This is a genomic window from Lelliottia amnigena, assembly GCF_019047465.1.
GTDB lineage: Bacteria > Pseudomonadota > Gammaproteobacteria > Enterobacterales > Enterobacteriaceae > Enterobacter > Enterobacter amnigenus.
This window is the reverse complement of the sequence record NZ_CP077236.1, coordinates 2,305,941-2,321,062: the sequence shown is the minus strand read 5'-3', so window position 1 is coordinate 2,321,062 and position 15,122 is coordinate 2,305,941. Positions and strand designations below refer to the sequence as shown.

The window sequence follows — 15,122 nt, the reverse complement described above, 5'->3', positions numbered from 1 at the left end:
CCAGAGAAAGCGAGCGCCGAAGCGCCCGCCGGGTATTAAAGGGCCACCGGGAACAGCGAACCCAAAATCATTGCGCCAAGGATCGCGCCACCGGTAATCGGCTTCTGCCAGAGATAAAACAGCAGCGCGCCAATCAGAGAACCAATACCAATCGGGATAGAGGCGGTCATCGCGCTGAGGATAATCAACGGGCCAAGAAAGCGGCCAGAGGCGTTACCCGCGCCCATCATCACGTCCGCCCCGTAGGTGGAATCGCTCTGGTTGATGGTGAATTTACGCGCCAGGATAATCAGGTAGCCAATCGCCAGCCCAATCACCAGACCGGTGGCCAGCGAAGCCACAAAGTTAGCCACCGGGAAGACAAAGCCCGCGCCGAGCAGCAACGCCGGAACGCCGAGGCCAACGCCCGTTTGAATCGCTCCGCCGATATCGAGAATACCCACCAGCGAGCCTTCGATGATGCGCGCAAACAGGAAGCTGGCACCAAAGGCCGCCACCGCGCCGTAAACGCCGGTATCCATGCCCGCTTTTAACATCGCCACGAAGGCCACTTCGTTAAACGCGCCGATGCCGTACAGGTAGAACATATGCGTCCCGGCGAAAACGCCGGATGAGAGCAGGCCAACGAAGATCGGGAACGACCAGTCGGCATACCAAAAACCTTTATTCTGTTCCATGTTGAGGCTCCTGTTATTTGCCGCTGAGCGAGCTGTGGATCATGTCGAGCCAGTTCGGCACGGTCAGATGGAAGGATTCGATCATCTTCATGTCGAAGCCACGGAAGAAACCACTCAGCACGAACAGCAGAACAATCGCCACCATCATCACTTTGGTCACGCGGTTCCAGCCGCTCTCTTCGACGCCTTTACCAATCAGAATGCCCAGCACCAGACCCGGTACGGCGTTGCCCATAATCAGCTGCGCCGCGCCGCCAAAAACGGTGGCCCAGAAGCCGGATTTTTTACCCGCGTCGATTGCCGCCAGCCAGAAGATGACCGGCATGACGGTGTTGACCAGCAGGTTCGCCGCAGGAACCAGCACCTTCACGGCTGTGACCTGAAGCGCCGCAGGTACAGACGAGGCAGTGAGGTTTAAGAAGGTGACCACGAACATGCCGATCACGCCGCAGGCAATCGCCATTTTGCGTGGATCGTGCAGCGTTTCACCAACGTTGCGGTTTTTTAACATCAGCGCCGCGGCGCCCCAGTTAGGGATGATGCGATGGTCAACGTCCTGCGTGAAGGCCCCCGCCGCCACTGACGATGCCCAGGCGTTGAAGAAGAACCCCAGACCAAAGGAGAAGTGAGACGCGGGATCCCCTTCACAGGAGTTCAGTTCCCCCAACGTACGAAATGCGCCCATACCCTGTGTGGTAGGCGCATGAAACATGCGTGCAGCCCCGGCGCCAACGCCGACGCCAACCAGGCCGCCGATGATGAGCGATTTTATTAAAATTATCAGGAACATTCGTCTGCCCTATTAGTGAGAATCAGCGTTGCGTGACAAAATCCACCCGATCAAGATTGATGGCAGTCACGTTGACGGTCACGTCCAGCTCCACGCTGTAAGTGCGTCTTTCCCGGCGCAAAAAGAAGAACAGAAACGCTTCTTTACGCACCGCTTCTTGCGCCTGAACAACCTGCACATCCTGTGGCTCAATACGCAGTAAGATATGCGGCGATGCGTTCATCACCGCGGCCTGTACGTGGTTTAGCGCGTCGGCAAAGGCGCGCGTTTTGGCGTCACCTTTGCCTTTCACTCTCACCGTGGTGGTGAATTGCTCTTTCATGGTTACGCGCCGTACTTTTTCAGCCAGGCCTGCACCAGTCGCTCGCCCAGCTCTTCTTTATCCATAAAACCAAAACCCAAAACGTTGTTGCCTTCGTTGATGGCAGTGACGCCCTCTTCCACTGAACGCATACCGTATTTAGCCTTGTAGCCATGTTTGGTTTGCGCTGTGATGGCACCCGCACCGCCGCTGCCGCAGAACGAGATCCCGAATGTGGCGTTTTCCGCTTTCATCACGTCGCCCAATTTCATGTCCGCCGCCACGCCGGGTACGACAACCGCACGGCCGCCGGCCTTTTCCACACCGATAGCCACTTTCTGGCCTTTACCAAGACGATCGCCGATCACGACTGTAATTTGTTCCATTGTGTAGCTCCTTAAAGGTTGTCTTTAGCGACTTCGAAGTGAACGGAGAGCAGCCAGGCCTCTTCATCAGGAAGATTGCCGAACTGCGCGACCACTTCGCGGGCAAGCCGCATTGAATCTGCTGAAATTTCGTCGAACAGGTCAGCTTCGACCTCTGGCAGCGGTTCGCCGGTCACTGACCGGTGCGCCATTGCGCGAACGTGTGACGTCAGCATCTGCCGCTGGACGTCATTGGGAATGATGTTGTGGCGAGCAAGCAGGGAATAGACCTGCTCAAGCATGGTGTTTGCGAGCGTTTCAGTTTGCGCTGCCTGTTCCCCAACGTCGTTCATTACCGCTCCGTTAATCACTCGTCTTACCCCGTTAATGGCTCTGGGATAAAACTAACGCTGGAGGTTAAAGGTTTGTAGCGAGTTGTTTTCCACTTCGAAGTGGAAAGGAAAGCGGCACCAGTGATCTGTTCCACATAATTACGGTGAATATGTATTATCAACTGGATTTACGTGATGAATGTCACGTGATTCGGCGGTGAAAGGTCAGAAAGCAGAGTGGAAAGATTTACGCGCAAGGTCGTAAAGTGTGACGCGGATAAGGTTTTCTTATTACGTTGTGGCAAACAAAACGGGGGGAATACGCCCCCGTTGATTATTTTGCCGTCTGGCTTAGCGTGCCATTAGCGGAATTTTTTGTGGTTTTCGTTGCGGGTGGCAATGAATCCGTCAGCGGCGGCCTGGGCTTCTTTCACCTTGCCTTCGTTGGCAAGCTTCAGGGCACCGTCGATCTGGCCGACCAGCACGTCAAAACCGTGGCGATAGTCTTTCATTTCAGCGCTGTCTGCGGCTTTGTTTTCCAGCTTCGGTGGCGTCGCTTTTTGCGCATCGAGTGCGGCGACGCGCATTTTGGTCAATGCGTCTTTCATTTCCGTCGCATTATCCGTTTTCTGGACCACTTTCAGGTTGGTACTGAGCGTGTTCATATCATCTTCAAGATCGGCGGCAAACCCAGCAGAACTGAACACTAACGACGACACAGCAAGAATGGCTAACAGGTTTTTACGCATTGCTCACTTCCTTTTTTATTATGAAAAATAAGCTAAATACCCTAAATAATTCGAGCGCAGCCAACGCATCTGCCACGTGAAGTATGACGGGTATTATTGACCCGCGATTTTCATCTCGGGTAACAGCACTGAACCACACTGTATATTGCTACGTGTTTCAATATCGTTACCGACCGTAACGATATTGCGCCACATGTCTTTTAAGTTACCGGCAATGGTGATTTCGCTCACCGGATACTGAATTTCACCGTTTTCAACCCAGAAGCCGGCCGCACCGCGAGAGTAATCGCCGGTGATCCCGCTGACGCCCTGGCCCATCAGCTCAGTCACGACCAGGCCGGTGCCCATTTCTTTGAGCATCTGTTCAAAGTTCAGGCCCTGGCCTTCGATGCGCCAGTTGTGGATGCCGCCCGCGTGGCCGGTACTTTGCAGACCGAGCTTGCGCGCAGAATAGCTGGTCAGCAGCCACTGCGTCAGAATACCGTCTTTAATGATGTCGCGACGTTCTGTACGCACGCCTTCGCCGTCGAACGGCGTCGACGCCAGCCCTTTCAGCAAATGCGGATGTTCTTCGATGGTCAGCCATTCCGGCAGAATTTGTTGCCCCAAAGAGTCGAGCAGGAACGTCGATTTACGATAAACCGCACCGCCCGCAATCGCCCCAACCAGATGACCAAACAGCCCGGTCGCCACTTCGTTGGCAAAAATCACCGGCGCTTTCATGGTGGACAGTTTGCGCGGAGACAGGCGTGACAGCGTGCGTTTTGCACACTCTTCACCGACCCATTCAGGGGACTGTAAATCGCCCATCGCACGGCCAATGGTGTAGGCGTAATCACGTTCCATGTCGCCATTTTCTTCAGCGATAACGCAGCTGGAAAGGGAGTGGCGCGTAGAGCTGTAGCCCTGCAACATGCCGTGGCTGTTGCCGAACACTTTGATGCCGTAGTGGCTGTTAAAGCTGCCGCCTTCGGTATTGGTGATGCGTTTATCCGCCTTCAGAGAGGCCTGTTCGGCGCGCGCGGCAAACTCAATGGCTTCGTCTGGAGACACTTCAGCCGGATGGAAAAGGCTGAGATCCGGCGCGTCAAACGCCAGCAATTCTTTATCCGCGACGCCTGCATAGGGATCGGGTGAGGTATAGCGCGCAATATCCAGCGCAGCCTGCACGGTACGGGCGATGGCATCCGGGCTGAGGTCGGTCGATGACGCGCTGCCTTTGCGATTCTGGTGATAAACCGTAATCCCCAGCGCACCGTCACTGTTAAATTCCACGTTCTCGACTTCACCGTAGCGAGTGCTTACGCTGATACCCGTGGTTTTGCTGACTGCTACTTCCGCGCCGTCTGATTTCCCGGAAGCCAGCATCAACGCTGTGGAGACCGCTTCTTCCAGAATCTTACGCTGCGCTTCAACTTGTGAGGTTACTTTCATCGCAAATGCCATACTGTAAGAGATAGTTATCTGAAGTCTAACAGAGAACCGTTTTTCAGTGCGCGTCTTAACTGGTAACATTAGCCTCTTTTTTAAGGAGCCTGACATGACTAAGCAGCCCGAAGACTGGCTCGACGACGTTCCCGGTGATGACATCGAAGACGAAGATGATGAAATCATCTGGGTCAGTAAAAGTGAAATTAAACGTGACGCCGAAGAGTTAAAACAACTTGGTGCGGAAATGGTAGAACTGGGCAAAAACGCGCTGGATAAACTCTCGCTCGACCCGGATCTGCGCAGTGCCATTGAACTGGCCCAACGAATCAAAAAAGAAGGCCGTCGCCGCCAGCTTCAGCTAATCGGTAAAATGCTGCGCCAGCGCGATGTTGAGCCGATTCGTCAGGCGCTGGATAAGCTGAAAAACCGCCACAACCAGCAGGTTGCGCTGTTCCATAAGCTTGAGCAAATTCGCGATCGTCTGGTCGACAACGGTGACGATGCCGTCGCAGAAGTCTTGAACCTGTGGCCTGACGCCGATCGCCAGCAGTTGCGTTCATTAATCCGTAACGCGAAGAAAGAGAAAGAAGGGAATAAGCCGCCGAAATCTGCGCGTCTGATTTTCCAGTATCTGCGCGAACTGGCTGAGAACGAAGGCTAATCCTCTCACGCTAACTCATTGATGGGTTAGCGTCATTTTTCCCTCCCCCCGTCCTTTTCCTCTGGCGTAACCTCTCCTTTTTATTCTCTCTTCAAAGCTGAATCGTTAAAGCAAAAACCATTTTAATTCACACTTTATCGTGCAAATAACGCAGTGCATTACACAATTATCGATCACTCCGCACACTCCAACGAGAAAAATCGCTTAATTCGCCATCAGGTGAAACGCATCACACTTTCACTTTTGTTAAGAATCTAGATTTGCCTGTGAAAGAAATAATCGATTCAGCAAAAAGGGAAGAATGATGAAAAAAACGTTGGCTTTAACCGCACTGGCCTGTTTAATTTCCGCGCCTGTCATGGCAAAAACATGGGTGCTGACAAGCGCTGATAGCGCGACGGAACTGGGTAACTGGAAAGTGACCAGCAATATGCTGAAAGTGAAAAACCAAAACTTCAGCATTGAACAAAAAGTCCTTCATGGCGGCAAACAGGAAGGCAGCAAAGTCATTATTATCACCAGTAAAGACGGGTTGACGATCGCGTTAAGCCCTACACGCGGCATGAATCTGCTGCACGTTGAAGGCTACGGCGTGCGGATGGGTTGGGATTCTCCGGTCAAAGAGGTGGTCAACCCTGCTTTCATGAACCTTGAAAGCCGAAATGGTCTGGGATGGCTGGAAGGTTTCAACGAAATGATGGTGCGCTGTGGCTACGAATGGACTGGGCATCCCGTCACTGCAGACGGTCAAATTTATACGTTGCACGGGAAAGCAGGCAATACGCCAGCCTCGCAGGTGGAAGTCGAGGTGAGCGACAACGCGCCATACGAAATTCGTGTCCGAGGTCTGGTAAAAGAAAGCACGTTCAAAAAAGCCGATCTGCAGACCATGACTGAACTGCGCTATGTTCCAGGCAGCAACAGCTTTGCTCTTCACGATGTGCTGACCAATCACGCTGATTATCCGCATGACTATCAGATAATTTATCACAGCAATTTCGGTAAACCGATTCTGGAAGCAGGGGCGCGGTTTATCGCACCAATGGCAAGCATCAGCCCATTCAATGATTACGCCAAAGCGGGCTTAAAAGAGTGGCAAAACTATGCAGGGCCAACGAAAGGCTTTGATGAAATGGTGTTTAACATCAAACCGCTGTCGGATGAGAATCACCACACCACTGCCGCAGTGATTAATAAAGCAGGCGACAAAGGGGCGGCGATTCAGTTCGACACCCGCCAGCTGCCTGTTTTAACGCTGTGGAAAAACACCGACACGGAGAAACAAGGCTATGTCACCGGCATTGAGCCGGGCACCAGCTATGCCTATCCGGTGACCATCGAACGGGAACAAAAGCGCGTGAAGCAGCTGCAAGCCGGTCAGAGCACACAGTTTGATCTGACATACACGCTGCTTCACACCTCGGGTCAGGTGGACGACGTTGTGAAGAAAATCGGTGAGATTCAGGGCAGCACCCCGATTGAGGAGATTGAAACGCCTATCGCCAAAGAGTAAGCGTTATTCCTTATCCGGCATGTTCACCCGGTAGCGCAACGCTACCGGGTCGTTTGATTACTCTTCGGCCTGGGCTTTCTTCGCCAGACCGTCCAGCAGCTTCTGATGAATTCCACCAAAACCGCCGTTGCTCATCACCAGAATGTGATCGCCCGGCTGCGCGGTTTTAATCACCATATCCGCTAAGGTGTCGACATCCGCATGCCAGTGCGCAGGCTGAATGCAGGCGTCAGCCACTTCCGCGACCTGCCACGGAATGTGCTGCGGTTGCAGGAGGAACACTTCGTCAGCGCGGCCGAGAGACGGTGCGAGATCGTCTTTGCTGAGCCCCATTTTCATGGTGTTAGAGCGTGGTTCCAGCACCGCCAGAATGCGCGCCGTTCCGCCGACTTTGCCGCGCAGTGCCGCCAGCGTCGCCAGAATGGCCGTCGGATGATGGGCGAAATCGTCGTACACCGTCACCCCATTGGCTTCACCGCGCAATTCAAGACGACGACGCGCATTGATAAAGGATCCCAGCGCATCGGCCGCATCGGCAGGCTTGACGCCTACATGACGCGCCGCAGCAATCGCCATCAGGCCATTGTGCATGTTGTGTTCACCGACCAGCGTCCACTTCACTTCGCCGACTTTTTCACCGTCCAGCCACACTTCCCACTCGGATGCGTCAGTTGTCAGTTTCTTCGCCTGCCAGTGGCCCTGCTCGCCCACCAGCTCCTGCTCGCTCCAGCAACCCATCGCGATAGTCTGCTTCAGATTGATGTCGTTCTCAGGGTAGATGATGCGGCCTTGCCCCGGCACGATACGCACCAGGTGATGGAACTGTTTCTGAATGGCTTTCAGGTCGTCAAAAATGTCCGCATGATCGAACTCAAGGTTATTGAGGATCAGGGTGCGCGGGCAATAATGCACAAACTTGGAACGTTTATCGAAGAAGGCGCAGTCGTATTCGTCGGCTTCAATCACAAAGAACGGGCTTTCGCCTAAGCGAGCAGAAACGTCGAAATTGCCCGGCACGCCGCCGATCACAAAGCCCGGCTTGTAGCCGCAAGCTTCCAGAATCCAGGTTGCCATCCCGGCCGTCGTCGTTTTACCGTGCGTACCTGCAACTGCCAGCACCCAGCGGTCGCGCAGGACAAAGTCATGCAGCCATTGCGGGCCGGACATGAACGGAATATTGCGTTCCAGTACCGCTTCCACACACGGGTTACCGCGCGTCATGGCGTTGCCGATGATAACCAGATCCGGTTCGACGTCCAGCTGGCTGGCATCATATCCCTGAATGAGATCGATCCCCTGCTTCTCAAGCAGAGTGCTCATCGGCGGATACACATTGGCGTCCGAACCCGTCACCTCATGGCCCAGAGAGCGCGCCAGCATTGCCAGTCCGCCCATGAAAGTGCCACAAATCCCTAATATATGAATGCGCATACGTCACTATTCCTCTTCTATTTGGCGCACATTTTACTCACATGTCAGCGTCAGAGAAACGCATTTCAGGTAAATCCGTATTTTGCTGGCGCGATTCACCACTGCGCTAATATTTGAATGTTTGTTAAGATTGTTTGAGATTGACCGCTTTAACCATCATTCGATCGCTTTACTCAACATACGATGCAGGGAAAGTGTTATGAAAACGTTAGGTGAATTTATTGTCGAAAAGCAGCACGAGTTCTCTCATGCTACGGGTGAACTCACTGCTTTGCTGTCGGCGATAAAGCTCGGCGCAAAGATCATCCACCGTGATATCAACAAGGCCGGTCTGGTCGATATCCTGGGTGCCAGCGGTGCCGAAAACGTTCAGGGAGAGGTGCAACAAAAACTCGATCTGTTCGCCAATGAAAAACTGAAAGCTGCACTGCGCGCACGCGACATTGTCGCGGGTATCGCCTCTGAAGAAGAAGATGAAATCGTCGTTTTCGAAGGCTGCGAACACGCCAAATATGTCGTGCTGATGGATCCCCTGGATGGCTCGTCTAACATTGACGTCAACGTATCTGTTGGGACGATTTTCTCCATTTATCGCCGCGTCACACCGGTTGGTACAGCCGTGACGGAAGAAGATTTCTTGCAACCGGGTAACAAACAGGTTGCCGCGGGCTATGTGGTTTACGGCTCATCAACCATGCTGGTGTACACCACGGGTTGTGGCGTTCACGCCTTCACGTACGATCCGTCGCTAGGCGTTTTCTGCCTGTGCCAGGAGCGCATGCGTTATCCTGCGAGCGGCAGCACTTACTCCATTAACGAAGGCAATTACATTAAATTCCCTAATGGCGTGAAGAAGTACATCAAATTCTGCCAGGAAGAAGATACGCCAACGCAGCGCCCGTACACCTCGCGCTATATCGGCTCGCTGGTGGCGGACTTCCACCGCAACTTGCTGAAAGGCGGCATTTACCTGTACCCAAGCACCGCCAGCCACCCGGAAGGGAAGCTGCGTCTGCTGTACGAATGCAACCCGATGGCGTTCCTGGCCGAACAGGCAGGCGGCAAGGCGAGTGACGGCAAAGAGCGTATTCTGGATATCACCCCGGAAAGCTTGCACCAGCGCCGCTCTTTCTTTGTCGGTAATAATCATATGGTTGAAGATGTTGAGCGTCTGATCCGCGAATTCCCGGACGCCTAACGTTTTATCACGGGGAGCCTGCTCCCCGTTTTTTATTTATATATTTTACCGTATAAATGAATATAAAAATCGCGCTTTAATCTTCCCGCCTACTCCTGCATTATTTCGATAACAGTTTATTATTTATTCAGGGGAGTCGCCGTCATGACGCAAAACTTTTGTCGTGCAAATACCGGTATCGATCTAAATCTTATTCCAGTGTTTATTGAAATCGTCAGATGCGGCAGCATGGCGAAAGCCTCTGTCCGCCTTGAGATGTCGCGTCCTGCGGTCAGTCTGGCGTTAAAGCGTTTTAATCAACTCTTTGATGAGCCTTTATTTGTTCGCAAAGGTTTATATCTTGAGCCCACAAAAAAAGCGCTGGAATTAACCCATTCGCTGGAAAAATTAATGGCGGATATTCATCACAATATTGGTGCAGTAAACGCTGAGGTGGAAATGGTATAAATCCTGGCGCAGATAGCACCAGGATTTATTATTATTACGCCGCTTGTGAAGTCAGTTTAAATGACGACATCGCTTCAATTAATTCGCGCGACTGCTCTTCTAAAGAGCGCGTCGCCGCGGAGGATTGTTGCACCAGTGCGGCGTTTTGTTGGGCAGTTTCGTCCATCTGATTCACCGCGATATTCACCTGCTCAATGCCGCGGCTTTGTTCCTGAGACGCGCTGGCGATTTCTCGCATCAGTCGGGTCATACGCATCACTTCGGTGGCGATCTCATCCATCGTTTCGCCCGCCTGTTGCGCCAGCTCGCTGCCCTCGTTAACGTGGGTCTGTGAGGCGCTGATCAGCGTGCGAATCTCTTTCGCGGCGTCCGCGCTTCGGCTGGCCAGATTACGCACTTCACCCGCCACCACGGCAAATCCCCGCCCCTGCTCACCGGCTCGCGCCGCTTCAACGGATGCGTTAAGCGCCAGAATATTGGTCTGGAACGCAATACCGTCGATCACGCTAAGAATGTCGGCGATACGGGCTGAGCTGCCGGAAATATCACGCATTTTCTCAATCACATAGCAGACCATTTCGCTGCCGTGATCCGCCGTATCAGAGACGGTTTTCGCCATCTGGTGCGCCTGTTCAGCGTTATCGGCGTTTTGTTTCACCGTCGCGGTGATCTCTTCCATGCTCGCCGCCGTCTGCTCAAGAGAGGTCGCGGTCGATTCTGTACGCTGGGCCAGATCCATATTGCCCGCAGTCAGTTCACGGCTGCCGGTGTCAATCTGCGAGCTGGCATCACGGACGCGCAGCACAGATTCCATCAAAGACTGACGCATTCCTTCGATCGCCGCATTCAGGCGAGTAAACTCCTGGCTCACCGGCATGTTCAGGACATGCGTGAGATCGCCTGCGGCCACATTTTCCAGCTGAGCAATAGAAGCCGAAAGCGGCTTGAGCAGCATATGGCGCAACGACAGCCAGGCCAGCACGATAATCCCTGCCGTAATCAGCGCCGCGATCACGATCAGCAGCATTACGTGGTTTTTACTCGACTGCACCGCCTGCACTTCTGCATTTCCGCGCGCTTCGCTCCATTTCTGAAACGCCTGCATGTCGTTATCAAACTGACGCGCCACCGGGATCAGCTTATTTTCCAGCAGATCGTAATAGGCATCAGAGCTTTGCTGGTTCAGGGCCGCAATCATCGGCGTGATCCCTTGCGCGTTGTAAGCAGCCAGGCTTGCCGCGACTTTATCCAGCAACTGCTGGCCCTGCGGATCCGAGACTCCACCGTCAATCACCGCTTTTAGCGTTTTCTGCGCCTGCGTGACTTCTTTATTAATGCTTTGCACCGATTTAGCGGCGTCATCCAGCATGCCGATCTCCATCAATCGGACGGCCTGACCGGCTTCGTTTCGGGCGCGTAAAATCAGCGTGTAGCCCGAATTGAGCTGCACCATCTGTTCACCTTGAAGGTGATTAATACGCTGCAAAGAAGAGGAACTCTGGGTAAGGGCATAAATGCCGATACCGCTGACAATCAGCAGAAGAAGGGTCATCACGGCCAGTAAAGAAAGCAAGCCGGTACGAATCGATAGCGTTTTAAGCATGATGTTATTTCCGGTAGCGAGATATTTTTTGGCACAACAAAAGGTTATCGGCCGCTACCGGAATAAGTTTAGACTTTGCGCAAATTCAGGGAGTTATCTGTTGAGTGGTCCAGTGCTAACGCGCGTCACAGGCGAGCTCTGGCGGTTCTCCCACAGCACCGTCAGGCCACGCTGTAGCGCGATAAAGATAAACAGCAATATCCCAATGGCGATTTTGGTCCACCACGAACTCAGCGTGCCGTCGAAGTTAATATAGGTTTGAATCAGCCCCTGAATTGCCACGCCAAACAGCGTGCCCAGAACCGTTCCGACCCCGCCACTTAACAGCGTCCCGCCGATAACAACCGAGGCAATCGCATCCAGCTCCACACCGACACCCGCCAGCGCATAGCCTGCCTGGGTATAAATGGAGAAGACAATACCCGCCAGCGTCGCCAGACCCGTCGACAGCATATAAATACGAATAGTGGTGCTCCGCGTGGAAATCCCCATCAGATTGGCAGAGGTGGCGCTCCCGCCGATGGCGTAAACCTCGTTGCCAAAACGGGTGCGATGCGCAAGGAAAATACCAATAACAACAACGCCCAGCATCAGCAGACCCATGGCGCTCAGGCGACCGCCGCCGGGGATTTTCCAGGCCAGGCTCGACAGCGTTTCGTAAACCGGGTGGTTGATGGGAATCGACTCTTCCGAGACCAGATAACTCACCCCGCGCAGGAAAAACATCCCGGCTAAGGTGATGATAAACGCCGGAATTTTTAGCGCATCAATCAGCAAGCCCATAAATGCGCCGAACGCACAGCCCATCACCAGCACCAGCGGGAAGGCGAGCAGCGGTGAGATCCCCCAGAAGCCGATCGCTTTTGCCAGAAAAACCCCGGTAAAGGCGATCACGGAGCCCACCGACAGATCGATTCCGCCGGAGAGGATCACAAACGTCATCCCGACGGCGATAATGCCCAAAAAGGCGTTATCGGTGAGGATATTACAAATCACGCGCGTCGAGGCAAAACCGGGGAATTGCGTCAGGCAGTAGAGATAGCCCAGCACAAAGACGCCGAGCGTGATCATTAACGGTAAATTACGTTTTATCATGGCCGCGAATCCCCTTAATGATGCTAATAAAGCGCGACGACTGAACAATCAGCACGCAGAGCACAACAACCGCTTTCACCACCTGGTTAAGCTCCGGCTGGAAGCCTGAGAGTAAAATCCCGGTATTCATCCCCTGAATAATCAGAGCGCCGACGACGGAAAGGGCCAGGTTAAAACGCCCGCCCATCAGCGAACCGCCACCGATGACCACAGCCAGAATCGCATCCAGCTCCAGCCACAGTCCGGCGTTATTGGCATCCGCACCGCGAATATCGGCTGCCACAATAATGCCGGCAATCGCTGCGCAAACGCCGCTTAATACATAGGCCAACATCACCACTAAGCGCGTGCTCACCCCGGCATTTTTCGCCGCCCGAATGTTAATCCCCACCGCTTCGATAAACATGCCGAGCGCTGTTTTACGGGTAAACAACCAGAACACGATAAGCGTAGCCAGCGCGATAATCACTGGCGTTGGGAAGAGCAGCAGCTTGCCGCTGCCGATCCAGGCCAGATCCGGGGAATCAAAGGTCACGATCTGCCCGGAAGTGATGAGCTGCGCCACACCGCGCCCCGCCACCATCAAAATCAACGTCGCGACGAACGGCTGGATTTTGAGGATAGAGACCAGAATGCCGTTCCACAGCCCCGCCAGAACGCCGGTTCCCAGTGCACCCAGCAGCACAACCGGTAAGCTGTGCCCGGCGACGGTCAGTGAAGCGGCCGTTGCGCCCGCGATGGCCATGATGGCCCCCACGGACAGATCGATACCGCCGGTGGCGATCACCAGCGTCATCCCTATCGCCAACAGCGCGACAGGCGCTGCGCGGTTTAAAATATCAATCGGGCTGCCAAACAGGCGGCCATCCTGCAACACGATTTGAAGGAAATGCGGCGCAACGAGGCTATCGACTGCCAGTACCAGCAGCAGCGCGATAATCTGGGGTGTGCCGGTTGGCCAGCGGAAGCGACGCTTAGACTCTCCAGCGTTTGAAAGTGAACGGGACATCACGATTGACTCCTTATGCCGCGATGGCATTCATGATCGCTGGAACGGACAGTTCATTCAGCGGGATCTCTGCCACCTGTTTACGATCGCGCATAATGATGACGCGATCGGCATAACCCACCAGCTCTTCCAGTTCGGACGAGATGACCAGCAGCGCCAGGCCATCAGCGCACAGCGTTTCGATGAGGCGGATGATTTCCGCATGCGCCCCCACGTCAATGCCGCGCGTTGGTTCGTCCAGGATCAAGAACTGGGGTTTGGTGAGCAGCCAGCGTGAAAGCAGCACTTTTTGCTGGTTGCCGCCCGAGAGAAATTCAATCGGCTGTTCAGGACCTGGCGTACGGATCCCAAGCTGGCGAATAAAGCGCTCGGCAATCGCATTTTGCTCTTTCCGCGGAATAGGTCGTAGCCAGCCGCGTTGGGCCTGGAGCGCCAGAATAATATTTTCCCGCACCGAGGCGGCGGCAATAATCCCGTCCGTTTTTCGGTCTTCCGGGCAAAAACCGATGCCCAGACAGGAGGCCTGATGCGGTGAACGTAAGGTTTGCGGTTTGCCTTTGATCATCGCGCTGCCGCTGTCGGCAGGTTTGATCCCAAAGATCACTTCGGCGGTTTCGGTACGCCCCGATCCTAATAAGCCCGCCAGACCGACGATTTCGCCGGGGCGCACTTCCAGGTTGAACGGTGCGATCGTGCCCTTTTTGCCGAAATCTTTAAACGCAGCAACCGGTTTATCGCTCAGCAGCGTGCGGCCCGCGCGTTGCAGCGCTTTGGTGTCCAGCTCGCGGCCCAGCATCATTTTCACCAGCTCGATTTGCGGCAGTTCGTGGGTTTCGCGACAACCAACAAACGCACCGTTACGCAAGACGGTAATGCGATCGCTGACTTCATAAACCTGATCGAGGAAATGGGTGACGAAGATCAGGCTGACGCCCTGATCGCGCAGCTGGCGCATCAGGGTGAAGAGCATGTCCACCTCTTGCGTGTCGAGGCTTGCGGTCGGTTCGTCGAGGATCAGGACTTTTGCGGAGAGATCAATCGCGCGGCAAATGGCCACGATTTGCTGCATCGCAACGGAAAAGCGGTTCAGCGGTTCGCGCACGTCGAGAGAAAAACCGTAAGATTCCATCAGTTTGGTGGCGCGCGCTTCCATCTCTTTTCGACGCAGCAGGCCAAACCGACGCGGCTCACGGCCAATAAACAGATTATCGGCCACCGACATGTTCGGCAGCAGGTTGACTTCCTGATAGACCGTCCCGATGCCAAGCTGTTGGGCATGGGCGGTATTTCGTGGGGAGATGGCGTTACCTTCGAGCCAGATCGCACCACGATCGGCATGATAAACCCCGGTTAGGGCTTTGATCAGCGTGGATTTACCGGCACCGTTTTCCCCCAGCAGCGCCATGATTTCACCACGACGCAGGCTGAAGTCCACATTATCCAGCGCCTTGACGCCGGGGAAGAACTTACTTAATCCCTCTGTGCGGAGGATTTCCTGGTGTTGTTCAGTGGTCATAATT

Annotated in this window: 16 protein-coding genes; 4 read left to right on the top strand and 12 right to left on the bottom strand. The window is 54.1% G+C overall.

Annotation, left to right across the window (positions count from 1 at the left end; translation table 11 throughout):
• Positions 1 to 35: 35 nt before the first annotated feature.
• The 7 genes from I6L74_RS10885 to pmbA all read right to left on the bottom strand — a co-directional run bounded on the left by I6L74_RS10885 (position 36) and on the right by pmbA (position 4,660).
• The gene (locus I6L74_RS10885) at positions 36 to 677 is read right to left on the bottom strand and encodes a DUF4310 family protein (protein ID WP_059179984.1); all 642 of its coding nucleotides are present in this window, start codon (positions 675 to 677) and stop codon (positions 36 to 38) included.
• Between the two features lie 13 nt (positions 678 to 690).
• A complete protein-coding gene (locus I6L74_RS10880; RefSeq protein WP_012015840.1) occupies positions 691 to 1,467 on the bottom strand; it encodes a DUF4311 domain-containing protein in 777 nt (258 codons plus the stop codon).
• A 22-nt stretch (positions 1,468 to 1,489) separates the two neighbouring features.
• A complete protein-coding gene (locus I6L74_RS10875; protein WP_059179983.1) occupies positions 1,490 to 1,789 on the bottom strand; it encodes a DUF4312 family protein in 300 nt (99 codons plus the stop codon).
• Between the two features lie 2 nt (positions 1,790 to 1,791).
• Positions 1,792 to 2,154, bottom strand: a complete 363-nt coding sequence (locus I6L74_RS10870; RefSeq protein ID WP_012015838.1) for an SFCGS family glycine-rich protein — start codon at positions 2,152 to 2,154, stop codon at positions 1,792 to 1,794.
• Between the two features lie 11 nt (positions 2,155 to 2,165).
• On the bottom strand, positions 2,166 to 2,504 hold the full coding sequence (locus I6L74_RS10865; RefSeq protein ID WP_096759565.1) for a glycine dehydrogenase: 339 nt from the start codon (positions 2,502 to 2,504) through the stop codon (positions 2,166 to 2,168).
• Positions 2,505 to 2,827: 323 nt separating this feature from the next.
• Entirely contained in the window at positions 2,828 to 3,214 is a 387-nt protein-coding gene (gene cybC / locus I6L74_RS10860) for a cytochrome b562 (RefSeq protein WP_059179981.1), read from the bottom strand.
• A gap of 93 nt (positions 3,215 to 3,307) precedes the next feature.
• Entirely contained in the window at positions 3,308 to 4,660 is a 1,353-nt protein-coding gene (gene pmbA / locus I6L74_RS10855) for a metalloprotease PmbA (protein ID WP_059179980.1), read from the bottom strand.
• Between the two features lie 94 nt (positions 4,661 to 4,754).
• Between pmbA and yjgA the strand changes: the two genes are divergently transcribed.
• Positions 4,755 to 5,306, top strand: a complete 552-nt coding sequence (gene yjgA, locus I6L74_RS10850) for a ribosome biogenesis factor YjgA (RefSeq protein WP_059179979.1) — start codon at positions 4,755 to 4,757, stop codon at positions 5,304 to 5,306.
• A gap of 304 nt (positions 5,307 to 5,610) precedes the next feature.
• A complete protein-coding gene (locus I6L74_RS10845; RefSeq protein ID WP_059179978.1) occupies positions 5,611 to 6,819 on the top strand; it encodes an aldose 1-epimerase family protein in 1,209 nt (402 codons plus the stop codon).
• A gap of 57 nt (positions 6,820 to 6,876) precedes the next feature.
• On the opposite strand, the gene mpl is transcribed toward I6L74_RS10845, so the two are convergent.
• Positions 6,877 to 8,250, bottom strand: coding sequence for a UDP-N-acetylmuramate:L-alanyl-gamma-D-glutamyl-meso-diaminopimelate ligase (gene mpl, locus I6L74_RS10840; protein WP_059179977.1), 1,374 nt, complete (start codon positions 8,248 to 8,250; stop codon positions 6,877 to 6,879).
• Positions 8,251 to 8,449: 199 nt separating this feature from the next.
• On the opposite strand from mpl, the gene fbp reads away from it, so the two are divergent.
• The gene (gene fbp, locus I6L74_RS10835) at positions 8,450 to 9,448 is read left to right on the top strand and encodes a class 1 fructose-bisphosphatase (RefSeq protein WP_059179976.1); all 999 of its coding nucleotides are present in this window, start codon (positions 8,450 to 8,452) and stop codon (positions 9,446 to 9,448) included.
• 144 nt (positions 9,449 to 9,592) lie between these two features.
• Complete coding sequence (locus I6L74_RS10830) at positions 9,593 to 9,895, top strand: helix-turn-helix domain-containing protein (protein ID WP_059179975.1); 303 nt, start codon at positions 9,593 to 9,595, stop codon at positions 9,893 to 9,895.
• A gap of 34 nt (positions 9,896 to 9,929) precedes the next feature.
• On the opposite strand, the gene I6L74_RS10825 is transcribed toward I6L74_RS10830, so the two are convergent.
• The 4 genes from I6L74_RS10825 to ytfR form a co-directional block, all read right to left on the bottom strand.
• Entirely contained in the window at positions 9,930 to 11,498 is a 1,569-nt protein-coding gene (locus tag I6L74_RS10825) for a methyl-accepting chemotaxis protein (RefSeq protein ID WP_059179974.1), read from the bottom strand.
• Positions 11,499 to 11,591: 93 nt separating this feature from the next.
• Positions 11,592 to 12,593 (bottom strand): galactofuranose ABC transporter, permease protein YjfF, encoded by a 1,002-nt coding sequence (gene yjfF / locus I6L74_RS10820; protein WP_059179973.1) that lies wholly within the window; start codon positions 12,591 to 12,593, stop codon positions 11,592 to 11,594.
• On the bottom strand, positions 12,580 to 13,605 hold the full coding sequence (gene ytfT, locus I6L74_RS10815) for a galactofuranose ABC transporter, ATP-binding protein YtfT (protein WP_096759564.1): 1,026 nt from the start codon (positions 13,603 to 13,605) through the stop codon (positions 12,580 to 12,582). Before ytfT ends, yjfF begins: the two co-directional genes overlap by 14 nt.
• 10 nt (positions 13,606 to 13,615) lie before the next feature.
• Complete coding sequence (gene ytfR / locus I6L74_RS10810; RefSeq protein WP_059179971.1) at positions 13,616 to 15,118, bottom strand: galactofuranose ABC transporter, ATP-binding protein YtfR; 1,503 nt, start codon at positions 15,116 to 15,118, stop codon at positions 13,616 to 13,618.
• Positions 15,119 to 15,122 lie beyond the last annotated feature (4 nt).

Excerpts from the sequence above, each read along its gene's own strand:
- I6L74_RS10885 (WP_059179984.1), bottom strand. The coding sequence starts at position 677 with ATGGAACAGAATAAAGGTTTTTGGTATGCCGACTGGTCGTTCCCGATC.
- I6L74_RS10880 (WP_012015840.1), bottom strand. The coding sequence starts at position 1,467 with ATGTTCCTGATAATTTTAATAAAATCGCTCATCATCGGCGGCCTGGTT.
- I6L74_RS10875 (WP_059179983.1), bottom strand. The coding sequence starts at position 1,789 with ATGAAAGAGCAATTCACCACCACGGTGAGAGTGAAAGGCAAAGGTGAC.
- I6L74_RS10870 (WP_012015838.1), bottom strand. The coding sequence starts at position 2,154 with ATGGAACAAATTACAGTCGTGATCGGCGATCGTCTTGGTAAAGGCCAG.
- cybC (WP_059179981.1), bottom strand. The coding sequence starts at position 3,214 with ATGCGTAAAAACCTGTTAGCCATTCTTGCTGTGTCGTCGTTAGTGTTC.
- pmbA (WP_059179980.1), bottom strand. The coding sequence starts at position 4,660 with ATGGCATTTGCGATGAAAGTAACCTCACAAGTTGAAGCGCAGCGTAAG.
- yjgA (WP_059179979.1), top strand. The coding sequence starts at position 4,755 with ATGACTAAGCAGCCCGAAGACTGGCTCGACGACGTTCCCGGTGATGAC.
- I6L74_RS10845 (WP_059179978.1), top strand. The coding sequence starts at position 5,611 with ATGAAAAAAACGTTGGCTTTAACCGCACTGGCCTGTTTAATTTCCGCG.
- mpl (WP_059179977.1), bottom strand. The coding sequence starts at position 8,250 with ATGCGCATTCATATATTAGGGATTTGTGGCACTTTCATGGGCGGACTG.
- fbp (WP_059179976.1), top strand. The coding sequence starts at position 8,450 with ATGAAAACGTTAGGTGAATTTATTGTCGAAAAGCAGCACGAGTTCTCT.
- I6L74_RS10830 (WP_059179975.1), top strand. The coding sequence starts at position 9,593 with ATGACGCAAAACTTTTGTCGTGCAAATACCGGTATCGATCTAAATCTT.
- I6L74_RS10825 (WP_059179974.1), bottom strand. The coding sequence starts at position 11,498 with ATGCTTAAAACGCTATCGATTCGTACCGGCTTGCTTTCTTTACTGGCC.
- yjfF (WP_059179973.1), bottom strand. The coding sequence starts at position 12,593 with ATGATAAAACGTAATTTACCGTTAATGATCACGCTCGGCGTCTTTGTG.
- ytfR (WP_059179971.1), bottom strand. The coding sequence starts at position 15,118 with ATGACCACTGAACAACACCAGGAAATCCTCCGCACAGAGGGATTAAGT.